Origin of the sequence: Clostridium sp. HBUAS56017 (genome assembly GCF_007115085.1) — a bacterium.
GTDB lineage: Bacteria > Bacillota > Clostridia > Clostridiales > Clostridiaceae > Clostridium > Clostridium cibarium.
In genome coordinates this window covers 144,407-164,346 of record NZ_SULK01000007.1, presented here as the reverse complement: position 1 = coordinate 164,346, position 19,940 = coordinate 144,407, and the positions used below count along the sequence as shown (strand labels likewise).

The window sequence follows — 19,940 nt, the reverse complement described above, 5'->3', positions numbered from 1 at the left end:
TCAAAAAACTTACTCTAAAAGAATTGCTGGTTTTTAACTTATTTATATCTGTTCAATTTTCAAAGACCATTTTCTTTATCGCCCTCAAGCGACCTTCTTATCATATCACCCTATTTACTACATGTCAACTTTTTTTGAATCATCAATTCAAATTTACGTTTTTCATGTCTCCCTAGGACGAACTCTATCTTAACATATATATTTCTTTGGCCTATAGATCAAGTCTCCATATTTACTAATAATTCTTATAGTTCTCTTTAATTCTCTTTATTCCACTAAATTACTTATACTGACACACTAGGTGTAGTTTTACTTTAAATAATTCAAAATTCAGATGTACAAAGCTAAAATTCTATTCATTATCTACGAATAAATCATTTTAAATTTAACCCCAACTAACAAGATATAAAAAACAACCAGCATAATTACATGCTAGTTGTTTTTTTTACTATAGGTAGTTCAATTATAAAACTTACACCATTTTCTCTATTTACAGCTTTTATTTCTCCACCATAATAATTTATAACTTTTTTAGTAATAGCTAGCCCAAGCCCAAAATTTCCTGTTTTATCTTTATACATATTATCAAAAATATGTTCTATATGTTGGTTATTTATATTAGGTCCATCATTATATATTTCTAATACAACAAAAGACTCATCCTTTTTCAAATTTATGGCAATTATATTTTTAACGTATCTTAATCCATTTTCTATTATGTTTTCAATAGAAACTTGTATTTGATCTACATTTCCATAAATAACTGCATCCTCTATATCTAAATCCCATTCTATTTTACTATTGACAACTTCAAATCTACTAACTATATGTAATAATAAATTTTTCAAATTAATTTCTGAAACTTCCTTATTGCTTTCCATAACATAATTAAGTGTATTTAGATAAAGTATTTGTCTAATTTTTTTTTCAAGGTTAATTGCTTCATCTCTTATAATTTCAGCGGTTTTTTCAACTGACTCTACATAAACACCATCTATTATTGCATCTGCATGGCTCATAATTACCATAACAGGTGTCTTTAAATCATGAGATATACTCTGTAAGAACATCTTTTCTTCTTCATCAGCACGTTTTAATTCTTTTCTCATAGCATTCATAGAATCAGCCAATCTGCCAATTTCATCATCACTTTCAATTCTTATAGCATCCTTCCAATCCTTATTAGCTATTTTCATAGTATAACCTTCAAGTTCCTTAAGTGGCCTCGAAATATAATTTGCAATTACTCTTGCTATAAAAAATCCAATAAATATGAATATAGCCCCTATTATAAGTATTGTATACACTATGCTATAATCTTGCTTATTGGGAACATACGATATTACATAAGCCTTTGTAGCTCCTTCTCTCTTAATTGAAGTTATTATAAATATATAACTACTATTGCCATAAGATTCTTTAAATTTTTCTGCCTCCATATTATCTTCTTTAGCAAATCCGCACATCCATGCTTTAACCCTATTTTCATCACCTATAGGTGGCACTGGATGTAATCCTCCTCCTGGACTTATATCTGCTATCCTAGGTACATTATCCCTAAATTCTAAAATAAAATGCTTACTATCTTTAAGACTTTTAACTTCATTAAATCTATTTGGTTGAACAAAACCATCGTTTTCCAATACTGCATTATGGGATACCATTAAATCATGGGCTTTAGATTTTTCATCGATTTTTCTAAAAGCAAAAAGATATAGTAATGAAATGCAAGTTACAATTATTAATATTGCACTTGTGAATGTAATCCATATTCTTATTGTTAATGACTTAAATTTTAACTTTTTCATTACACTATAACCAACTTGTAACCATATCCATATACAGTTTCAATCATTAATCCTTCCATCTTTTTTCTAAGTCTTCTAATAGTATCATCAACTACTCTATCAGAGCCAAAATAATCATTTCCCCAAACAGTAATTAAAATCTGCTCTCTGGATAATAAATTATTTTTATTATCGATAAAATAATTTAGTAGTTCAAATTCTTTATTGGTTAATTGAACTTTTTGGCCATCTTCAAATACTGTTCTCTGTTTTTTATTAATTTTATACCCTTCTACTTCAAATTCTTTTTCATTAACCACTTCTTTTATTTCCTTTATTTTCAGCCTTTCCAAAAGCTTATTAGTTCTTATAACAAGCTCCCTTGGCAAAAAAGGTTTCGATAAATAATCATCACTTCCAAGTTCAAGACCCACAACCCTATCAAGCTCTTCATTTCTTGCAGACATAAATATAACTGGTGTATTTTTATTTTTTGATTTTATTGCTTTTATAAGTCCATAACCATCTATATCCGGAAGCATTATATCTAATATCCAAAGATCCGGCATATCATTAATCCTTTTCATTGCAGAGCTTCCTTCAGAAAAGGTTGTCACTTCATATCCTTCTAGTTCTAAATATTTTTTAAGTAAAACGTTTAAGTTCTTTTCATCTTCTACAAGATATATTTTTATTGCCAATCATATCACCTCTAATTATCAATGCATAATTATGCAAGTTATCTTTATATTATAATACAAACCGTCCTATTCTTGCATTATATACTAGAAAAAATTCAATAGTGTGTCAATCTAGTATAAATTCAATCATAATAAAACAAAAGAACAAACCCAGCCTCTTTAACTCTGAAGTTTTACCTTTGTCTAAGGGATAAAAACTTTTTTTGAAGTAAAAAAATAAAACTACCATATTTTTTTGTAACTATAATCAAAAAATATAGTAGTCTTATTTTCTAAAATTCTAAAATTATATCTTCAAGTTTTCTTTTTGGAACGCAAAGTTCTCCATCTTCACCTTTATAATATATAATAGAATCTTCTGTATCTACAGTTGTAGGAAATTCCCCTTTATACCCTAAAGCTATTACTGTATTTAATAAAAATCTATCTGGAATTCTTAAGATTTTACTAATCTCTTTTTTATTAATTGCCCCCATCCAACAAGTACCTATTCCTTCACTATAAGCTCCTAGCAATATATTTTCTACAGCAGCCCCTAAATCAATCTCATATCCATTCTTTTTTATATCTGTATCTACTAAAACTGCAATAAACGCAGTTGGTCTTTCATCTTCATTTTGTTTAAAGTTCTCTCCTAAATATTTAGCCCAAGCTACATTTTCATATATTTTTTTAACTTCCTCTTCCTTATCTACAATTATGTATTTCAATGGCTGTAAATTTCCGCCTGAAGGTGCTAACCTAGCTCCATTAATCAAACTTTCTAAGGTTTTTCTTTCAATTTTATCTTGTTTAAACTTTCGTACGGTTCTTCTAGATAAAATAGTTTTTATAGTATCCATGATATTCCTCCAACACTTATATAAATAATTTTCCCATTTACCATAAATTATAACATAAACTGTGCCCTACAATTTGAATTTCTTCACTTCAAATTGTAGGGCATTCAAAAAAGATTTGTTTAAACTTTTTCAAATGAAGCTTGATCTTTTAAAAGTTCTTTTAAATCCTCACCATATTTTTTTTCTAATTCTTTTCTATTATACTTATAGACTTCCCCTTCAATATTTTTCACCTTGAACTCTATCTCTTCAACATTTTTTATAAGAGCTAAAAGAACTACTGCATTTTTCTCTAAAAACTCACTTGGATTTTTATCACTCCAAAAATCATTATAATCCTCTCTACCCAAACTATGATTGGCATCATAATTTACCATTATTCCATATGGCTCTTTTTCAGTCTTTAAGGAAAATCCATCATTATAAATATTTGCAGGTAACTTTTGCAATATATCTCCTATAGCACTATTATTCCCAACACATGTATCTTTATAATCATCTAAATCTTCTAATCTAACTTTAGAAATTGTACTAACTCTTTCATCTATTATATTTTTAGTATTATCCTCACAAGCTGTTAAATTTAATAATACTACTAAAACTACCAAAATAAGAATTTTGAACTTATTTTCCATATATCCCTCCTTTTATACCATATAGTAATTATATCTCATTATCCAATAAAATGTAATGATTTATATAGATATTTTCTCTTACTTCCTTAGCAATCTCATCTATATACTCTAAAATTGGTATCATTACAGAGTTCTATACTTTAATAAAAACACTCAATAAGCAGACTTTTTAATCTATCCTATAAAGTGTTTTTTTATTATATATTTTTCATTTTATTCTATTCTGCATCTCCTAAATGATAAGGAAAAGTAGCAATTACTATCTTATCTTTTCTAAGCAAACTTTCTCTTAAGAAAAAACCAGTATGATTATGCAATATACTTCCCCACTTTTCATGAGTTTCAAATTCTGGTAACACTACAGTTATTCTTTCATTATCTATTGCCGCCTTTGAAATCTGATCTATGTAATTTAAAATAGGCGTTACTACTGCTCTATAAGGAGAATATTTAGATACTAATAATATATCTGTATCAAGCAATGCCCATTTAGACTTTAACTTTTCCATAGCTATTTTGTCGGTTGAAATATTTAATGCTATTACATTATCGCTTATACTTTGGGCATATTGCAGAGCTCCTATTGTTGCCCTATTTAAGCTAGCTATAGGTACTATCACTAAATGATAATACTTTATTTTAAAATCCACTTCTTTTAAAGCTCTTTCACTAATTCTAAGTCCTGAAGCAACATGCTCATAATGTTTATGAACCTTTAACATAACAAACATAATGCTAGGTATAAGCAAAATAACTATCCAAGCACCATCAAAAAACTTTTCGGACGCAATAATTCCAGTAGTAATTAAAGTAACTATTGCTCCAAATCCATTAATACAAGCACGATATTTCCAGCCATCTTCCTTAGCACTCTTCCAATGCATAACCATTCCTGATTGTGCCAGTGTAAATGATATAAATACCCCAACAGAATAGAGAGGTATTAAAAGATGTGTATCTGCTTTGAATATAAATACTAAGAAACATGCCACACAAGAAAGTGCTAAAATACCAAAAGTAAATCCTAGCCTCTTTCCTCTTATAGTAAATTGTCTAGGTGCATATCCATCCTTTCCAACTACATACATCAACATAGGAAAACCTGTAAAAGCAGTATTACATGCCATTAAAAGTATTATTGCTGTACTAAACTGAATAACATAAAACATTATCCCACTGCCAAATACTCCATATGCAAGTTGTGACACTACAGTTGGTCCTTCCTGCAGAGGAACAGCTTGATAGAATCTAGCAAGAAAAGATGTTCCTCCAAATATAAATAATATTAAAGAAGTTAATAATATCATTACAGTTTTTGCACTTTTCTGTGAAGGTTTCTTAAAGTTAGGTACTGAATTACTTACAGCTTCAAGTCCTGTCAATGCAGAACATCCTGAAGAAAAGGCCTTCAAAATTAGAAATATACTTAAGTTCTCCATCATTTCTCCACTTTTAATTGGATCAACCAATTGATTTGGAGGAACATTTAAAATGAAATATTTAAATAACCCATATAGAATCATAAAAATCATACTAAAAATAAAAATATATGTAGGTACACTAAATATTCTAGACGATTCACTTATTCCCCTTAGATTCAGGATAGTTAATACTGCAATAAGTATTATAACTATTGCTACTTTATATGAATCTAATTGAGGAAAAGCTGAAGTTATGGCAGCTACACTTGCACTAGCACTTACTGCAACTGTCAGAATATAATCTATTAATAAAGCACTTCCAGCTATAAGTCCTGGTTTTACCCCTAGATTTTCCTTTGCAACAATATAAGCTCCTCCTCCTTGTGGATAAGCTCTTATAATTTGAATATATGAAATTGTAAGAATCACAAGCAGTCCTATTATAGCTAATGATACCCATGTTAACCAGTTGTATGCTAATAGGCCTATTGCTGGAACTAAGTACAAAAGAATTTCTTCTGCAGCATAAGCAACAGATGAAACCGCATCACTTGCCATAATAGCTAGTCCAAATGGAACATTATATTTTTCTTGAGCCCCCTGTTCATTTGCTAAAGGCTCCCCTATTAATATGTCCATAAATTTTTGAAGCATTTTTTGTTCCCCTTTCTGCTATCTCTATATGCCATAAAAGACATATTTTTAATACTCCTAATGTACTAAGACATAAATAAATTTTATACTTTGTTTTTGTTATTTTAAATTACTTCATTAAAATCTTTTATGCATAAAATTATCACGAGCCTTTCCTCAAAAAAATACATTTTTTTCAATAAAATTGTAACTATTCCATTAATTCAAAAATATTATAAGACTGTTTGTCCAAATAATCAAATATTTTATCATTAATGTGACCACTTATATTCATAATCCTATTAATTTTATATATCATAGCCTTCTCCTTCAGTCCTTCTTTTTTGAATCCAACTTCTTCAAAATAACATATATTTTGTCTCTGTATCTAATTGTTTTAACATATCTAAAAACTTTTCTGCATCCATTTCATTAGCTTTCCTTATATTTATTCTTCTCACCTACCAATTCCTTTAGCTAATTTTATGTAAAGTAAAAGGACTAGGCTTCTTATACCTAATCCTCTTAATTTGTTATGATATTTAGGTTTAAATTTATCCCCACATATCTTTTGCTAGACCAACTAAACCAAATAATAAATTAAACATTACCCTCACCTCCATTCAATAACTTTTTTCCTTTATTAAAAGCTTCCATATCATTTTTTGCTAGTTCTTCTAGTATTTCATTTATAAAATATTCATTTTCATTAAATTCTACTAAAGTTTTAATTAATGAAAGAATGTCATCCCATCTCTTATCAACTTTATATACATTAGTTAATGAAATATATTCTCTTCCTATACTTCCAGATTCATGATGATAATTAGCAATAAAAATATTAATTTCTTTATATTCATCAATACTTATTTCATCTTTAAATATCTCACAATAAAGATTTAAAATTAAACAATAGTCTAACATATTGCTATATATATAATCGATGTCATTTTCTATTTCGTCTCTAATCATCTTAATATGTATTTTAGCACTATCAACTTCTCCTAGCTCATCTTCAACCCACGCTAGGTTGTGAATCAAAATCCGCTTGGTATGAAGAATAGTAATTTTATTGTAATACTTTAAATACATTCTATGTAGTAATATTCTACCTTCTTGAAACTTTTCTTGTGAAAACAATTGAAAAACTTCATTTATAATCGTGCTTTTTATTTCATCATCAATACTCATCACACCTGCCCCTCTCCTTATTGCTTACAACTATATTATATACCTATTATTGGAATATGTCACCAATTAATTGACTATTTTTATACAAAACCACTCTTTTTTTGAATAACTAACAAAATTCCCTTAATTTCTTTTCACATTTTATCTTTTTGCAATTTCTATGTTTAACATTTTCTTTTTTGCATAACAAAAAAGTTGTGAATTAAAAAAATCCTTTCTTAGTTCACAACTTTTAATACAACCTTATTGTCTATAACTGAAATTTATCAACTGTGACTTAACCTTATTGTTTATGAATTCTAATAACTAACAAAACTGAATATCCAAGTATAATTTTATACAGAATAATAATTCAATATACTTTCATATACTTCACTAGCATCAACTGCATATATCTCTTCATTAGCATTGACGATAACTTCATAATTTAAGTCATCATTAACTTTTATTAAGACATCATCTTCTATTTCAACTCTATTATAATCTATTGCAACAAGAATAATATCAGGAGAATACTTGCTTTCAATATTTTGTAAGTAATTGTAATATTCTTTTCCTTCAGAAAAATAATAAAATCCATATAAATACGAAAATTCATAACTCGAAGCCTTAATAGCATAGTATCCATCTGAGCAAAATAAATTTTTAATTTCATTTATTATCCCTATGACATTCTTTTTATCTCCTGTAAAGTATATAATAGGAACACTGGCTTTTTTATACTTTTTAGTCTCTAATTTGTTATAATTTTCTTCGCACCAAAACATAATGTTATTTTTATTAAGGAATCTTCTCATTTGATTGGATACAGCTCCACATAAAACAACGGAGCGAATATTATCTATTTTACTTTTTATACAATCTTGAATATTCTTTATATAAGTTTTATTATAATTATCAAATATTATTATTACATCAAACTGATTATCATCTATTTTTGTAAATTCTAAATAACTATTTAAATATTTAAAATCAAAAAATAGATAATCAGTAAAAATATTCTTTGACATATCTAAGATATAAGCATGTGTTAGATAGCTTACATCTCTTAATATATTGCACCATTCTTTATTATAAAATCTTTTTCCAACAATATTATATTTTATTAGATTGAATCTATTTGTTGTCTTACCGTAAAAACCAGACTTTTCATATTTTTTCAAAACATTATGTACACACGCAGTAAAATAAGCATTAGCAAAACTGTTACATCTTTCAGTAAAATATATCTCTCCATTCCTTTTAGTAAGTTTATGTATACTATTTACCAAAAATTCAATTCCATCATATGTATTTTTTTGCATACGTATTCTTTTATATCTATTATAAAAAAATATTCTTGTAATAATTTCATTTTGACATCTAGCACCTAATACATTTGGCAAACATGCAGGTATAGTAAATGCACCATTATTATTTTTAGCTGCAGTAATATATACTCCCCTGTCAAATGCTTTATTGCACACCTTTCTTAACTTTTCAAAATCACCATAATATGTACTTCCATTACTTAAATTAATTATATTAATGCCATTTTCCAAACACCATTCAATAGCTTTGCATAACTTATTACAATTTCCTCTTCTGGTTACTTCATCTAAAATCTTGATACTAATAATACTAGACTCTTTAGCATACTTTTTAATAATTGCTGCACAAACAGTTCCATGTGATATTTTATTTGATTCATCTTGCCTTCTTGAAATTTTCAAACTATCATCTACTATTAAGTTTTGTTCTATTTCCTCAAAATATAAATCTGATATATTAACTCCATCATCAATTATCGCAATCTTCATAATAAAAATATAATCTCCTAAAATAATACTTAACTTATTAGTATTTCTACTCTAATAATTAAACAGAAAGAGATTATTCATAAATAACCTCTTTCTGTCTAATATAAATTAGATCTCAAAATATGTTTCCGCATAACTAAGCGCTTCTTTTGTTGCATGGCTTGCAGATGATGGATGATACCAAGCTTGACAGCCACAATAGCATCTACATGAACATTGTCCAATATATGCTTGTATTGTATTAGATTCATTCACATTATTTTTAAGTAACTTCTTCATATGTTATCCCCCCCTTCTGTATAGCTTAATTTTAGACTTGAAACATTTAATTCTCAAATCATATATTGAAAGATTCTTAACCACTATAGAATAAATACCATTCTAATTAGGTGATATCTTACAAACAATTATTATGTTTATTAAAATTTCAAAGCATTAAAAACTTCCCTGAAATATTATAGGTATTAAACCAAAGGATGTTATTATAAATAACATCCTTTGGTTTAATAAAAATTAATGTTCATTAAGTGTTGCAGCATAACTAAGTGCTTCCTTTGTTGCATTGCTTGCAGATGATGGGTGATACCATGCTTGACATCCACAATAACAGTAACATCCACACTTGTACGAATATGCTTGTATTGTGTTAGATTCAACCATATTATTTTTACCTAGCTTTTTCATGTATTATTCCCCCTTTCTTTATATTGCTTAACTTGATTTGAAATACTAAGTCTTAAACTTAGTTTTCAAATTATATATTGAAAGATTTTCAACTACTATAGGAAAAATAATCTTCTAAGCAGATGACATCTTGCAACCAATTATTAAGTTTATTAAAATTTCAAAGCATTAAAAACAATATCTCTAATTCCATTAATTGAATTGAACTTATAATTTTCTAGATCCTCAGCTCCTAATTTAATATTAAAATGTTTCTGAATTTCTAAAAAAACATACACCATATCAACTGATGAAAATAGCATTTTCCCTGTCAAAGGAGTATCAAAATTTTCTTCAATGTATAATTCTTTTTGTGGCTTTACAAAATTTAGAATTTTAATAATTTCTTCTGTTATATTTTCCATATAAGTACCTCCAGCTACACTATGCTAACATAACTTGTTAATATAGAAACAGAATTTCTAAACATCTTTTCACAATCCATGTCATTTAACGGATTAAATACCGATATCTTGGAATTTTGAAATTTCTTTAAAATAATTTCATCTACATTTTTCACTGGCAAGCAATCCAAATCAACTTTATGTTGTTCTATTGAATAAGCAACATCCAATGTTGTATTTAACATATTTATTACATTAATTTTAAATCCAAAACGATGCCAAAAACATTCACTTAAGCTTTCATAAAACTCTTCCTCCATTTCACTAAAAGGAGTAACTAAAACAAAATAATCACTTGAAAGAGCTTGTGAAATTAAATATGGATAAACTCCAAAGCCATTAGTAATAATATCTGAATATTTCATCATTCCACCAGGCAATTGAACAACAATAAGATCTGGTCTGTATCTTTTCTCTATTTCCTGTATATAATAGTTAAACAAAAATATTTTCTTTTCTACTGAAATATTTAACTCAAATATAAAATTAGGAAAAGCTAAATAGCCTAGCATTCTACAATTACTATTTAAACTAATTGTTACAACATTATATCCTTCCTTTTTATAATTTTCAGAAATAGAAACCAAACTAAATGTTGACTCTAATTCATCTATCAATTTTCCTATAAAAACAACTGGTGAATCAGGCTTGTATATTCTTGAATAAATGTCCACCTTATCTTGTTCCAGTGTCTCTATCCCTTCAAGACTTTTATCTACTTCATTTAAATATTCAAACTTAACATTACTTTTTTTGCTTAATTCATTTATTTGTAAAATATCTTTATCCTCTAATTTAAAACAGCATATAACATTTTTATTAAATTTAATGCTAGTTCTAATTTTACTTACTATATCGCTATACATTATCTTTTCATTATTACAATCAGCAATTATAACTGTATCGCATTTTTCTATTTCTTCTATGAAATTATTAGATATTGCAATCCCCAAATAGTTACTGTTATTAATTTCACTTACATCATTGTTTTCTTTAACTAAAAACCAAGTTTTTGGAGTTACCACAGACATAATTTCATATTCATCTGTTTTATTAATAAGTTCTTTCATTACCGGAAAAAACTTATTTGAAAATGGATAAATTAAAACTTTTTTCTTCATAAACTTGTATTATACATAAAATAAACTAATGTTTTATTAAAATGTATTTCCTCCCATAATATTTTTTCTCTAATTATATTTTATAAATTGTTCTACATTCTTTAAGTAAAATGAATTTTTTCAAATCCTCTTCTACAGATGCCCTAACATCTCCACACATTGATAACTTTTCATCCCCAGATAACTTTCCTTCCTTTTCGAGTTTTCTAGCACATATATTGCATTTTCTAAAAGCCCAGCACTTTTTACACTCTACCGGAGTCAATCGTCCTATATTTAACAAATCATCTGCCTTTTTTACTTCAAATCCATTATCTAGGTTTCCTATATTCATAACTTTAGAAACTTCACTAACTTTTTCACAAGGAAAAAATTCACCATCAACAGCTACAAACAATCTTCTTTTACCTGGTACGCATGGACCACCTGGAGCCCCAACTTTTGGAAGCCCTTTAGCTACAGTCATATTTTCTTCAAAGGTATAAATAGCATTAATTACACTCGCAATTAATGGATATGTATTTAAATCTTTAACTGCCCCAATTAAGTCTAAAATTCCAATAAATATTTGATAGAAATATTTTTCAAGAAATTTATTTGAATAAACTGTTTGCTCATTGGAGAAAAAATTTTCAACAATAACTGAACTAACAGGTAAACCTTTAAAAATTTCATTTTCAAAAATAGTATTCATTTTATCCAAATCATTTTTAGGATCCATTACTGTGTTAATTCTTAAAATATTCTTAAGCTCATCACCGTACTTATTCTTTAATTTCTGTAAATTCTCTACTATTTTCATAAATGAACCAGTTCCATCCGCAAATCTTCTATTTAAATCATGTATTTCTTCTGGTCCATCTAAGCTTATCATTATGTCAAGATTATTATTTATTGAGTATTCCATTATTTCTTCAGTTAATAATGTAGCATTTGTAGTTAACGCAAAACTCAACTCTTTTCCAATAAAGTTTTCTTGTGCATATGAAATTACTTCCTTAATAAAGTTAAATTTCAATAAAGGTTCTCCACCATAAAATGAAATAACAACCTTATCACTATCGCTAGAATGTTGAAGTAAAAAATCAACAGCTTTTTTTGCAGTTTCTATTGTCATATCCTTATTAGAACGATTTCTTTGACTTAAATTATCAAACTTAGAATAGGCACAATATGAGCATCTCAAATTACAATTTTGAGTTACCTGAAGCGTAATTTGATCAATATGTCTATCTAGATGATATTCTAATTTATCACTTTCAGGATGCTTAATTTCCTTTATAGTATTGCTTGACAAATAATTATTTTCCTTTAATTCACTAACCTTGTTTTTTACTTCTTTATTTGGTATAACTTCTTCATCATTTAATAACTTTATCAAAAAGTCATAAACGTCTTTATCAACATTTACAATCTCATTTCTATTTACATCATAGAAATAAAAACCATTAATTGATGATAATAAATGAATAAATGGCTTTTCCATGTTACCTCCCCCAATGTTTTTTTAATATCTCTTGTTTTTACAATTATTAACTCAATTTCAATTATATGTTCTCATAATATCCAATTAAAATAAACACATATTTCCTTAAATGCAAAAATTTGATCGTAAAATCAAATAAATTTAAATATATTACATTTTAATCCACATTTTTTACATTTGACTATAACTCTAAATACAATATTCATTAATCAGTTATCTTCTAATTGCTAATTTAAATTAATTCTTTAAAATAAAAATGAGCCTAAAAAATATAGGCTCATTAATTTATTTTTTTGTATAATATAAAAAAACACTTAGCTTAACATGTTGTTTTCTATTTTAGTTTCTAGTACTTACTTATCTAATATTCTTCCCATCATAACGGTATTGTAATAATTCCCATCCTTATGGATACGGTCATTTATTAATACTCCTTCTTCTACAAATCCGTATTTTTTATATAAATGAATTGCCTTTTTATTTGTTTGTACTACACTTAATGAAATTTTCTTAATTCCAGCAGTATCTGCCCACATCAAGATATTTTCTATCATTACTTTACCAATTCCATATCCCCAGTATTCTTTAGATATACATATTCCAAACTCTGCTTTATGTCTGAATCTACTCAACTTACTTCCTTCACAACGAGTAAACCCAACAATTTTACCTTCTACTTCTGCAACTAAAAACATATGCTTTTCATCTATTGAATCTTCATAAATAAGTTCTTCAAAATCTTCGGGTGTTAGTAACCCTTCACCAGATTCTCTATCAAGATTTTCTGTTTCTCCATCAATTTTAACTCTTAGTTTGGATAATTCCATTGCATCATATTTTGTTGGACAACGAAGTATCCAGTTTATGTTTTTACATTCTATTCTTTTCTCTTCAACAACCATCTTTTCCTCCAGTAGCATAATATTCAATTGATCTTGCTTTCACCTTTTTGCTATTTCCTCAATATAAGTATTGTCAGTACCACACATCCTCTTAAGATTTTATAAATGTTAAATTCTAGTTTTAGCCTTCCTCCCAAAGCACCTTCCATCAAAATTGATTGATATATATTAAAACAAGTTTCAAAATCCATTAACATTTCCCTTCATAATATTAGGTAGATTTCTTTGAATAGTTTCATCATCCCAATTCCACCATTTGAGTTCTAATAATTTTGCTACTATATCTTTAGAAAAGCGTTTTCTAATCTCTTTAGCAGGTACTCCTGCTACAATTGTATATGGAGGAACATCTTTTGTTACAACAGCCCTCGTTCCTATTATTGCACCATCACCTATATGAACTCCTTGCATTATTACTGCTTCATAACCAATCCAAACATCATTTCCTATTACAATATCTCCATTATTATTCCACGCATTTTTTATATCAACACCATTTAACTCCCATTCTTCATAAAAAATTGGAAATGGGTAAGTTGAAAGTGAATTCATATTATGATTTCCAGAAGTAAACATAAATTTTGCACCACAAGCAATAGAACAGTACTTACCAATTATTAATTTATCATCATTAATTGGGTAATGATATAAAACATTGTTAGTTTCAAACTTTGTTGGATCATTTACAAAATCATTATACATAGTATAATCCCCAACAGTAATATTAGGCTTTGTAATAGTTGACTTTAAGTATACCGTCTCTTTGTCACCTGTTCTTGGATAAACCTTATCCTTATTCATAGCTTCCTCCTACATAAATAAAAAGATTCTCTTAGTTTTTTAATGGCTTTATAAGATCTTAATATAATAATTATAGTTAATGTATTATATACTTATATATTATTTCTGCTGTTTCTTTAGCAGAAATCTCACTTACATCAATTTTTTCTGTATCCATTTCAAAATAGTTTTTTAATCTTGGCACACTTCTTTCAATAACATCTTTCTTCCTTACCTCTTCTTTAATATCCTTTGTAATTCGTGCAATTAATGATTGTTCTGAGCATACAAGAGAAAATTTATATAATGTACAATCATCTTTCTTCAGTCTAGATAATACATCATTAAAAATGGCTTGCTCATGCATTACCCAACAAAAAATAACATTTTCATATTCTGAACATAAAATGAAATTATTTAAGATGTAACTAATATTATCTACAACCATCTTTTTGGTTTCAGTCGTTATAATAAAGGGAGACATATCCCAGCACCAATCACCATCAAGAAAAACGCAATTAGGTAACATTTTCTGCAATTCTTTGCTTGTTGCTGTTTTTCCTACCCCCATAGTTCCATTTATAAAAATAAGATTTTTCATCACTTTACTCTCCTATAATTTTAATCACAATTGCTTTATAAAAACGACTCATTATTTGTATAATAATTTTATTAATTCCCTACTGCTTAAATATTCTTTTTCATATAATATCTTTTATGACCTTCTGGACACTCATCTAATATTCCAAATACCTCGTACCCATACTTTAGATAAAAGTCCTTAGCTTGAAAATCAAAGGTGTCTAAATGAATTAAGTGGCATCCTTTTTCTTTTGCGGCCTTTTCAATCTCTTTTAATAATTTAGAACCTAGCCCGTCTTTTCTATACTCTTCCTTAACCCATAATGTATCTATATACAAACAATTCCAGCAATACATCTTGCTAAGTATTCCAGCAACAATCTCTCCATCCATGTCCTCAATAACTCTATTTATCCACAAAAAATCAATTTCCTGTTTTAGTGGCACTTTTGATAAATTGTATTCAACTATCTTATCAACAATTAAATCTGCTTCTTCATTTTTACTTTCTCTTATAATATACTTGCTCATATAAATTTTCCTCCAAAAACTTTAGCGATAATTACTTCAACCAAAATATACTTCTATATTATTTTATATCCATTAACTAATTTTACCACATAATGAAACCAAAACTAGCCTCACTCTATCCTTTAGCTTCACATTTTTTATGATTTTCCATAAAAAAAGACATACATCGTAGTTCTTATTTCACCACTAGATGTATGCATCCCTAATTCTCTAATATATTAACTTAACAATTTGTATATTTCTTCTCATAAAGCTTGTAATTTAACGAGAGTTCAGATTATTATCTGTTCTTCCATCTGGATTACTTCTATAATAGCCTTCATCTCCACCTCTATGATATCCATCAACATGAGTACCATCCTGTCTATAATAATCCTGTACATCATTTGGTCTTACATGATGTATGTTATTATCTTCTGATGAATAACTTGATCCACCGCCAGAATTACCACCTGCTCCAGCAAATCCCAAAGAAGCTACAACTATAAAAAGTCCAATTATACCTATTGAAACTGTAAAAAAACAACTAATACCTTTAATTATTAAAATGCTCTTTCTAAGCCTTTCATTTGATTCTTGAATTTCCTTACTAGTATAATAATATCCATCATTTGCGTTTAAATCTTTAAACAATAATTTATTTAGTATCGTAGTTATAATAAAAATAGCACAAAAAAACTTAAAATATAATATCATTTGATCAAATATATCCATTGCATTCCTCCAGTAAAAAAATATACTATAAGTATAAAACATTTAGCTTTTCTTGTCGAATTTGGTAGTAGGAATAAAAAAATGAACCAGTAAATTAACTAGCTCATTTGCATATACATATTTCTTTTTTCTTTTTAAGCTAAATAGCTTAAATTTTATTATATTTTCATTCAAGTTCCTCTTAACCCGCATTTTCGCAGCATATTCTGAAGAATATTACCATACAAGAATATATATTCTTTGGAATATTACCATATTAATCATAAGGGTAATAATGTGGGATTTTTGATTGAAATTCTTTTAAGCTTATGATACGTTTACCTTCATCAAATTCAATAAGCGATACACCATTAAACTCCTCAATACTCTCATCATACTTATATTTAAAATACCATTCGACTACAGTTATATTGGCCGAATGAATAAATTGCTTTATATCCCATGAAAACACAACTCCTCGCTTATGCCAATCCTTAAACCATTTTGTAACAACCTCTATTCCTCTATATTCTGGGCCATAACATTCACTATATATTATTTCTGTATCAAAAATCTCCCTTAATATTTTGCAATCATTACTTATCCAAGATTGAAAGTAATTCTTAATAACTTGCTCTCTTTCTTTCATCCATACCAACCTCCCATCTTATAATTTTTTAACTAATCCTACTTACTTATATGTATAACTCTATTAGCATATTCGCTTATCTTTAAATCATGTGTAAAGTACTTTTTCCACCTCCTGCTTAATTTATTATTATTCATATAACAATGCTCCCTTGTTAAAATTACTATGATAATTTTAACAAGGGAGCAAATACTTATCTATGAATTAACATAAGTTATTATTTTATCTATATTCTTCTTATCTGTAAAATCTACTGGCCTATTATACACAGCAAGCATACCTATTTCGTCAGATGATAACTCTTCCTTCTTTTTATTTTTTATTTTCAATTTTAATAATGTCATAAGAAATTTATCAAAAAGATTTAGTTTGTTATAATTAAAACCACCTCTTAGATAGAAAAACTTGATATATTTTTGTTGTTCTGTAGTAAAGTTCTTATCTCTAACTTCATTTATAACTTCATCTCTTAAAGGTGATGCTCCTGTAGCAAAAGCCACTATCTTTTTTCCTTTTAATTTATTAATGTTTTTTGTAATTAAATTTACGCCAATAATACCAACTGCATACAAACTACCACCATAAATTATGGTATCATATTTATCAAGCATATTGATATTAACTTTTGATATATTAAAAATATCAGCTGACAATTCTTCTGCAATCCACTCTGCATATTTTTTGGTAAACCCTGTTTTGGACTTATAAATTACTATTGTTTTCATTATTCACCCCTATATATACATATTAATTTTCATTTGTGTATTATCCACGCTCCCAAGATTTTCACACCTTTAATAATATTCATTGACTTAAATTTATAATTTACTACTTCTTTATAATACCATTTATTTAGAATAATATCTATGTTTTCCATTTACTTCATAATTAAGTGTTGACTCTAACACCATGTCATAGTGTAATATAAAAATAGAGTTTAAAAATATAAGCCAAAACTTATAGCCGGCAAAGTATTTTCTTTGTATTCACGGCTATAAAATCATATTTGGAGGAATAATCATGAGAACAGTAAAACAAGTTTCAGATTTGACAGGAATAAGTGTACGTATGCTGCATTATTATGATGAAATAGGATTGTTAAAACCAAGTGCAGTTACAGAAGCAGGTTACAGACTCTATGATGATGAAGCTCTTGAAAGCTTGCAACAAATTTTATTTTTTAAAGAACTTGATATACCTCTAAAAGAGATTAAGGAAATCATGGATAAACCCAATTTTAATAAAATGCAAGCTCTAGAAAATCAAAAAAAGCTACTGATTATAAAGCGTAATAGATTGAATGGCTTAATAAAGCTTATAAATAAAACCATAAAGGGAGAGGATACTATGAGTTTTAAAGAATTTGATATGACAGAATATTATAATGTATGGGAAGAATATAAGAATAAAGATAAAAATAAAGTTATTAAACGCTTTGGAAGTATAGATAAATTTGATGAAATGATTGAAGCCCTTAAAGCAAATGAAGACAAAATAGTTAAAGGTGCTATAAAAAATTACGGAAGTATGAAAAATTATGTTGAAGCTTTGAAGAAAGACTTAAGTAATCCTATGCTAAGGACTATATCAGATGAAATGGATAAATTTTATGATGATTTTCTCAATGATAATAATCCAAAATTAAAAGAATTATTTAAAAAACTTCTATCTGACTTAACTAAAGCTCCCTCTTCAGAAGAGATTCAGCAAATAACTAAAGAAATAACTGATACTGTTAAAAAGGATTATAAGCTTTTTAATATGGATATTAAAGGCGACACTCGTTGGTATCATCTCTCTAAAAATTTTTCTAAAGATCCAAAATGGATAGATGCAATTGATAAGAAATATGGTAGTGGATCAGCTAAATTCTGGGGAGAGGTTTTTAAGATTCATTTTAAAGATAAGATGCCTAAATTAGATAGACTATATGTAAATTTAACATCTGATTTAAGTAAAGACCCTACTTCTAAAGAGATTCAGCAGATTGTTAATGAAATAGCTAAAACAACTAAAGGAAATTATGATTTTTATAGAATAGATTCCGGTTTAAAGTCCAATGCAGTTATTTCAGGTTTAGCTGACCTTTATCTAAAAAACGCTGATAATGATATGAGTCCTACAGATAAAAAATATGGAAAAGGGGCAGCTAGATTTATTGGAGAATCTTTTAAGTTTTATTGTGAAAATAATGATTAAAAATTTAAAGGAATAAAAATTATATCATACTCATACCTGATTAAGAAAAGTAACCTATTAAAATAGAATTTCTTACTCATTCTGATATAATATATTATACTAAAATAGGGGTGATTAAATGGAAACAATGCTAGGAGCAAGAGACGAAAAATATGAATTATTAAAATATCAAATAAAAATACTACAATTGATGTTGTCTAGTGTAACAGAAGATAAATTTGCATTCTACAATTTTGTCATTGACCACAATATAACAGAACAAAAGGTTAGTATAATTCTTAACGGTTTAAGTGTATTAAAAGACAGGATTGCAAAAGGTAAAGTATCACAAAATACAAAAGCCTTTTATGGTGAGAATTTAAGTTCATTATTTATTGACGCAAGCCCTACATACAAGGAATATGAAAACTTTGTACAAACGTATATTGATGGGCAACTTAACACTAGGTATTTATTGTTAGCTTTGAAACGTCAAGGAATACACAAGGAAGTCTGTGATTATCTGCTAGAAGATATGAAAAAATAGCACACGTCAACTAGATTATCCCTAAATAACGTGTGCTATATCTTAACGAACTAACTTAACATTAGTTCCAATATAGTCAAATATATAAATGCTCTAAAGCCTTTAATATAAACTACTTGTTCATTCCTTCTTCAACAGCAACTGCTACAGCAACAGTAGCTCCAACCATTGGGTTGTTACCCATTCCGATTAGACCCATCATTTCAACGTGAGCAGGAACTGAAGATGATCCAGCGAATTGTGCATCTGAATGCATTCTTCCCATAGTATCAGTCATACCGTAAGAAGCTGGACCTGCACCCATGTTATCTGGGTGAAGAGTTCTTCCAGTACCA

General features: G+C 27.7%; 22 protein-coding genes. 2 read left to right on the top strand and 20 right to left on the bottom strand.

Annotation, left to right across the window (positions count from 1 at the left end):
- Positions 1-425: 425 nt before the first annotated feature.
- From FAY47_RS08580 to FAY47_RS08490, 19 genes are all read right to left on the bottom strand, one after another.
- Positions 426-1,808, bottom strand: a complete 1,383-nt coding sequence (locus FAY47_RS08580; RefSeq protein WP_143316289.1) for a HAMP domain-containing sensor histidine kinase — start codon at positions 1,806-1,808, stop codon at positions 426-428.
- Entirely contained in the window at positions 1,808-2,488 is a 681-nt protein-coding gene (locus tag FAY47_RS08575) for a response regulator transcription factor (RefSeq protein WP_143316288.1), read from the bottom strand. The genes FAY47_RS08580 and FAY47_RS08575 overlap by 1 nt, the downstream gene beginning before the upstream one ends.
- 272 nt (positions 2,489-2,760) lie before the next feature.
- Positions 2,761-3,330: a nitroreductase family protein gene (locus FAY47_RS08570; protein WP_143316287.1), complete on the bottom strand. Its 570-nt coding sequence runs from the start codon at positions 3,328-3,330 to the stop codon at positions 2,761-2,763.
- A gap of 119 nt (positions 3,331-3,449) precedes the next feature.
- The gene (locus tag FAY47_RS08565) at positions 3,450-3,965 is read right to left on the bottom strand and encodes a DUF4825 domain-containing protein (RefSeq protein WP_143316286.1); all 516 of its coding nucleotides are present in this window, start codon (positions 3,963-3,965) and stop codon (positions 3,450-3,452) included.
- Between the two features lie 218 nt (positions 3,966-4,183).
- A complete protein-coding gene (locus tag FAY47_RS08560; RefSeq protein ID WP_143316285.1) occupies positions 4,184-6,040 on the bottom strand; it encodes an APC family permease in 1,857 nt (618 codons plus the stop codon).
- Positions 6,041-6,619: 579 nt separating this feature from the next.
- A complete protein-coding gene (locus tag FAY47_RS08555; protein ID WP_143316284.1) occupies positions 6,620-7,210 on the bottom strand; it encodes a hypothetical protein in 591 nt (196 codons plus the stop codon).
- 335 nt (positions 7,211-7,545) lie between these two features.
- Complete coding sequence (locus tag FAY47_RS08550) at positions 7,546-9,009, bottom strand: S8 family serine peptidase (RefSeq protein ID WP_143316283.1); 1,464 nt, start codon at positions 9,007-9,009, stop codon at positions 7,546-7,548.
- Between the two features lie 108 nt (positions 9,010-9,117).
- Positions 9,118-9,288: a CLI_3235 family bacteriocin precursor gene (locus tag FAY47_RS08545; protein WP_143316282.1), complete on the bottom strand. Its 171-nt coding sequence runs from the start codon at positions 9,286-9,288 to the stop codon at positions 9,118-9,120.
- Positions 9,289-9,522: 234 nt separating this feature from the next.
- Positions 9,523-9,693 (bottom strand): CLI_3235 family bacteriocin precursor, encoded by a 171-nt coding sequence (locus FAY47_RS08540; RefSeq protein ID WP_143316281.1) that lies wholly within the window; start codon positions 9,691-9,693, stop codon positions 9,523-9,525.
- A gap of 152 nt (positions 9,694-9,845) precedes the next feature.
- Positions 9,846-10,097, bottom strand: coding sequence for a hypothetical protein (locus FAY47_RS08535; protein ID WP_143316280.1), 252 nt, complete (start codon positions 10,095-10,097; stop codon positions 9,846-9,848).
- Between the two features lie 14 nt (positions 10,098-10,111).
- Positions 10,112-11,257: a TIGR04066 family peptide maturation system protein gene (locus tag FAY47_RS08530; protein WP_143316279.1), complete on the bottom strand. Its 1,146-nt coding sequence runs from the start codon at positions 11,255-11,257 to the stop codon at positions 10,112-10,114.
- A 73-nt stretch (positions 11,258-11,330) separates the two neighbouring features.
- Positions 11,331-12,743, bottom strand: a complete 1,413-nt coding sequence (ccpM, locus tag FAY47_RS08525; protein ID WP_143316278.1) for a Cys-rich peptide radical SAM maturase CcpM — start codon at positions 12,741-12,743, stop codon at positions 11,331-11,333.
- 353 nt (positions 12,744-13,096) lie between these two features.
- Entirely contained in the window at positions 13,097-13,645 is a 549-nt protein-coding gene (locus FAY47_RS08520) for a GNAT family N-acetyltransferase (protein ID WP_143316277.1), read from the bottom strand.
- A gap of 180 nt (positions 13,646-13,825) precedes the next feature.
- Entirely contained in the window at positions 13,826-14,446 is a 621-nt protein-coding gene (locus FAY47_RS08515) for a CatB-related O-acetyltransferase (RefSeq protein ID WP_143316276.1), read from the bottom strand.
- Between the two features lie 76 nt (positions 14,447-14,522).
- The gene (locus FAY47_RS08510; protein ID WP_143316275.1) at positions 14,523-15,026 is read right to left on the bottom strand and encodes an AAA family ATPase; all 504 of its coding nucleotides are present in this window, start codon (positions 15,024-15,026) and stop codon (positions 14,523-14,525) included.
- An 86-nt stretch (positions 15,027-15,112) separates the two neighbouring features.
- Positions 15,113-15,538 carry a GNAT family N-acetyltransferase gene (locus FAY47_RS08505; protein WP_143316274.1) on the bottom strand — a complete coding sequence of 142 codons (426 nt, stop codon included), beginning with the start codon at positions 15,536-15,538 and terminating at the stop codon, positions 15,113-15,115.
- 261 nt (positions 15,539-15,799) lie between these two features.
- Complete coding sequence (locus tag FAY47_RS08500) at positions 15,800-16,252, bottom strand: hypothetical protein (protein WP_143316273.1); 453 nt, start codon at positions 16,250-16,252, stop codon at positions 15,800-15,802.
- Positions 16,253-16,508: 256 nt separating this feature from the next.
- On the bottom strand, positions 16,509-16,880 hold the full coding sequence (locus tag FAY47_RS08495; protein ID WP_143316272.1) for a nuclear transport factor 2 family protein: 372 nt from the start codon (positions 16,878-16,880) through the stop codon (positions 16,509-16,511).
- 197 nt (positions 16,881-17,077) lie between these two features.
- Positions 17,078-17,605 (bottom strand): flavodoxin domain-containing protein, encoded by a 528-nt coding sequence (locus FAY47_RS08490; RefSeq protein WP_143316271.1) that lies wholly within the window; start codon positions 17,603-17,605, stop codon positions 17,078-17,080.
- A gap of 295 nt (positions 17,606-17,900) precedes the next feature.
- Between FAY47_RS08490 and FAY47_RS08485 the strand changes: the two genes are divergently transcribed.
- Positions 17,901-19,079, top strand: coding sequence for a MerR family transcriptional regulator (locus tag FAY47_RS08485; protein WP_143316270.1), 1,179 nt, complete (start codon positions 17,901-17,903; stop codon positions 19,077-19,079).
- Positions 19,080-19,197: 118 nt separating this feature from the next.
- Positions 19,198-19,605, top strand: coding sequence for a hypothetical protein (locus FAY47_RS08480; protein ID WP_143316269.1), 408 nt, complete (start codon positions 19,198-19,200; stop codon positions 19,603-19,605).
- 112 nt (positions 19,606-19,717) lie between these two features.
- Here the strand turns inward: FAY47_RS08480 and FAY47_RS20905 are convergent.
- The coding region (locus FAY47_RS20905) for a GGGtGRT protein (protein ID WP_243129579.1) at positions 19,718-19,940 on the bottom strand (223 nt) is incomplete at its 5' end.

Bases quoted from the DNA above. Each gene is read 5' to 3' on its own strand.
- FAY47_RS08580 (WP_143316289.1), bottom strand. From the start codon at position 1,808: ATGAAAAAGTTAAAATTTAAGTCATTAACAATAAGAATATGGATTACA.
- FAY47_RS08570 (WP_143316287.1), bottom strand. From the start codon at position 3,330: ATGGATACTATAAAAACTATTTTATCTAGAAGAACCGTACGAAAGTTT.
- FAY47_RS08565 (WP_143316286.1), bottom strand. From the start codon at position 3,965: ATGGAAAATAAGTTCAAAATTCTTATTTTGGTAGTTTTAGTAGTATTA.
- FAY47_RS08560 (WP_143316285.1), bottom strand. From the start codon at position 6,040: ATGCTTCAAAAATTTATGGACATATTAATAGGGGAGCCTTTAGCAAAT.
- FAY47_RS08555 (WP_143316284.1), bottom strand. From the start codon at position 7,210: ATGAGTATTGATGATGAAATAAAAAGCACGATTATAAATGAAGTTTTT.
- FAY47_RS08550 (WP_143316283.1), bottom strand. From the start codon at position 9,009: ATGAAGATTGCGATAATTGATGATGGAGTTAATATATCAGATTTATAT.
- FAY47_RS08545 (WP_143316282.1), bottom strand. From the start codon at position 9,288: ATGAAGAAGTTACTTAAAAATAATGTGAATGAATCTAATACAATACAA.
- FAY47_RS08540 (WP_143316281.1), bottom strand. From the start codon at position 9,693: ATGAAAAAGCTAGGTAAAAATAATATGGTTGAATCTAACACAATACAA.
- FAY47_RS08535 (WP_143316280.1), bottom strand. From the start codon at position 10,097: ATGGAAAATATAACAGAAGAAATTATTAAAATTCTAAATTTTGTAAAG.
- FAY47_RS08530 (WP_143316279.1), bottom strand. From the start codon at position 11,257: ATGAAGAAAAAAGTTTTAATTTATCCATTTTCAAATAAGTTTTTTCCG.
- ccpM (WP_143316278.1), bottom strand. From the start codon at position 12,743: ATGGAAAAGCCATTTATTCATTTATTATCATCAATTAATGGTTTTTAT.
- FAY47_RS08520 (WP_143316277.1), bottom strand. From the start codon at position 13,645: ATGGTTGTTGAAGAGAAAAGAATAGAATGTAAAAACATAAACTGGATA.
- FAY47_RS08515 (WP_143316276.1), bottom strand. From the start codon at position 14,446: ATGAATAAGGATAAGGTTTATCCAAGAACAGGTGACAAAGAGACGGTA.
- FAY47_RS08510 (WP_143316275.1), bottom strand. From the start codon at position 15,026: ATGAAAAATCTTATTTTTATAAATGGAACTATGGGGGTAGGAAAAACA.
- FAY47_RS08505 (WP_143316274.1), bottom strand. From the start codon at position 15,538: ATGAGCAAGTATATTATAAGAGAAAGTAAAAATGAAGAAGCAGATTTA.
- FAY47_RS08500 (WP_143316273.1), bottom strand. From the start codon at position 16,252: ATGGATATATTTGATCAAATGATATTATATTTTAAGTTTTTTTGTGCT.
- FAY47_RS08495 (WP_143316272.1), bottom strand. From the start codon at position 16,880: ATGAAAGAAAGAGAGCAAGTTATTAAGAATTACTTTCAATCTTGGATA.
- FAY47_RS08490 (WP_143316271.1), bottom strand. From the start codon at position 17,605: ATGAAAACAATAGTAATTTATAAGTCCAAAACAGGGTTTACCAAAAAA.
- FAY47_RS08485 (WP_143316270.1), top strand. From the start codon at position 17,901: ATGAGAACAGTAAAACAAGTTTCAGATTTGACAGGAATAAGTGTACGT.
- FAY47_RS08480 (WP_143316269.1), top strand. From the start codon at position 19,198: ATGGAAACAATGCTAGGAGCAAGAGACGAAAAATATGAATTATTAAAA.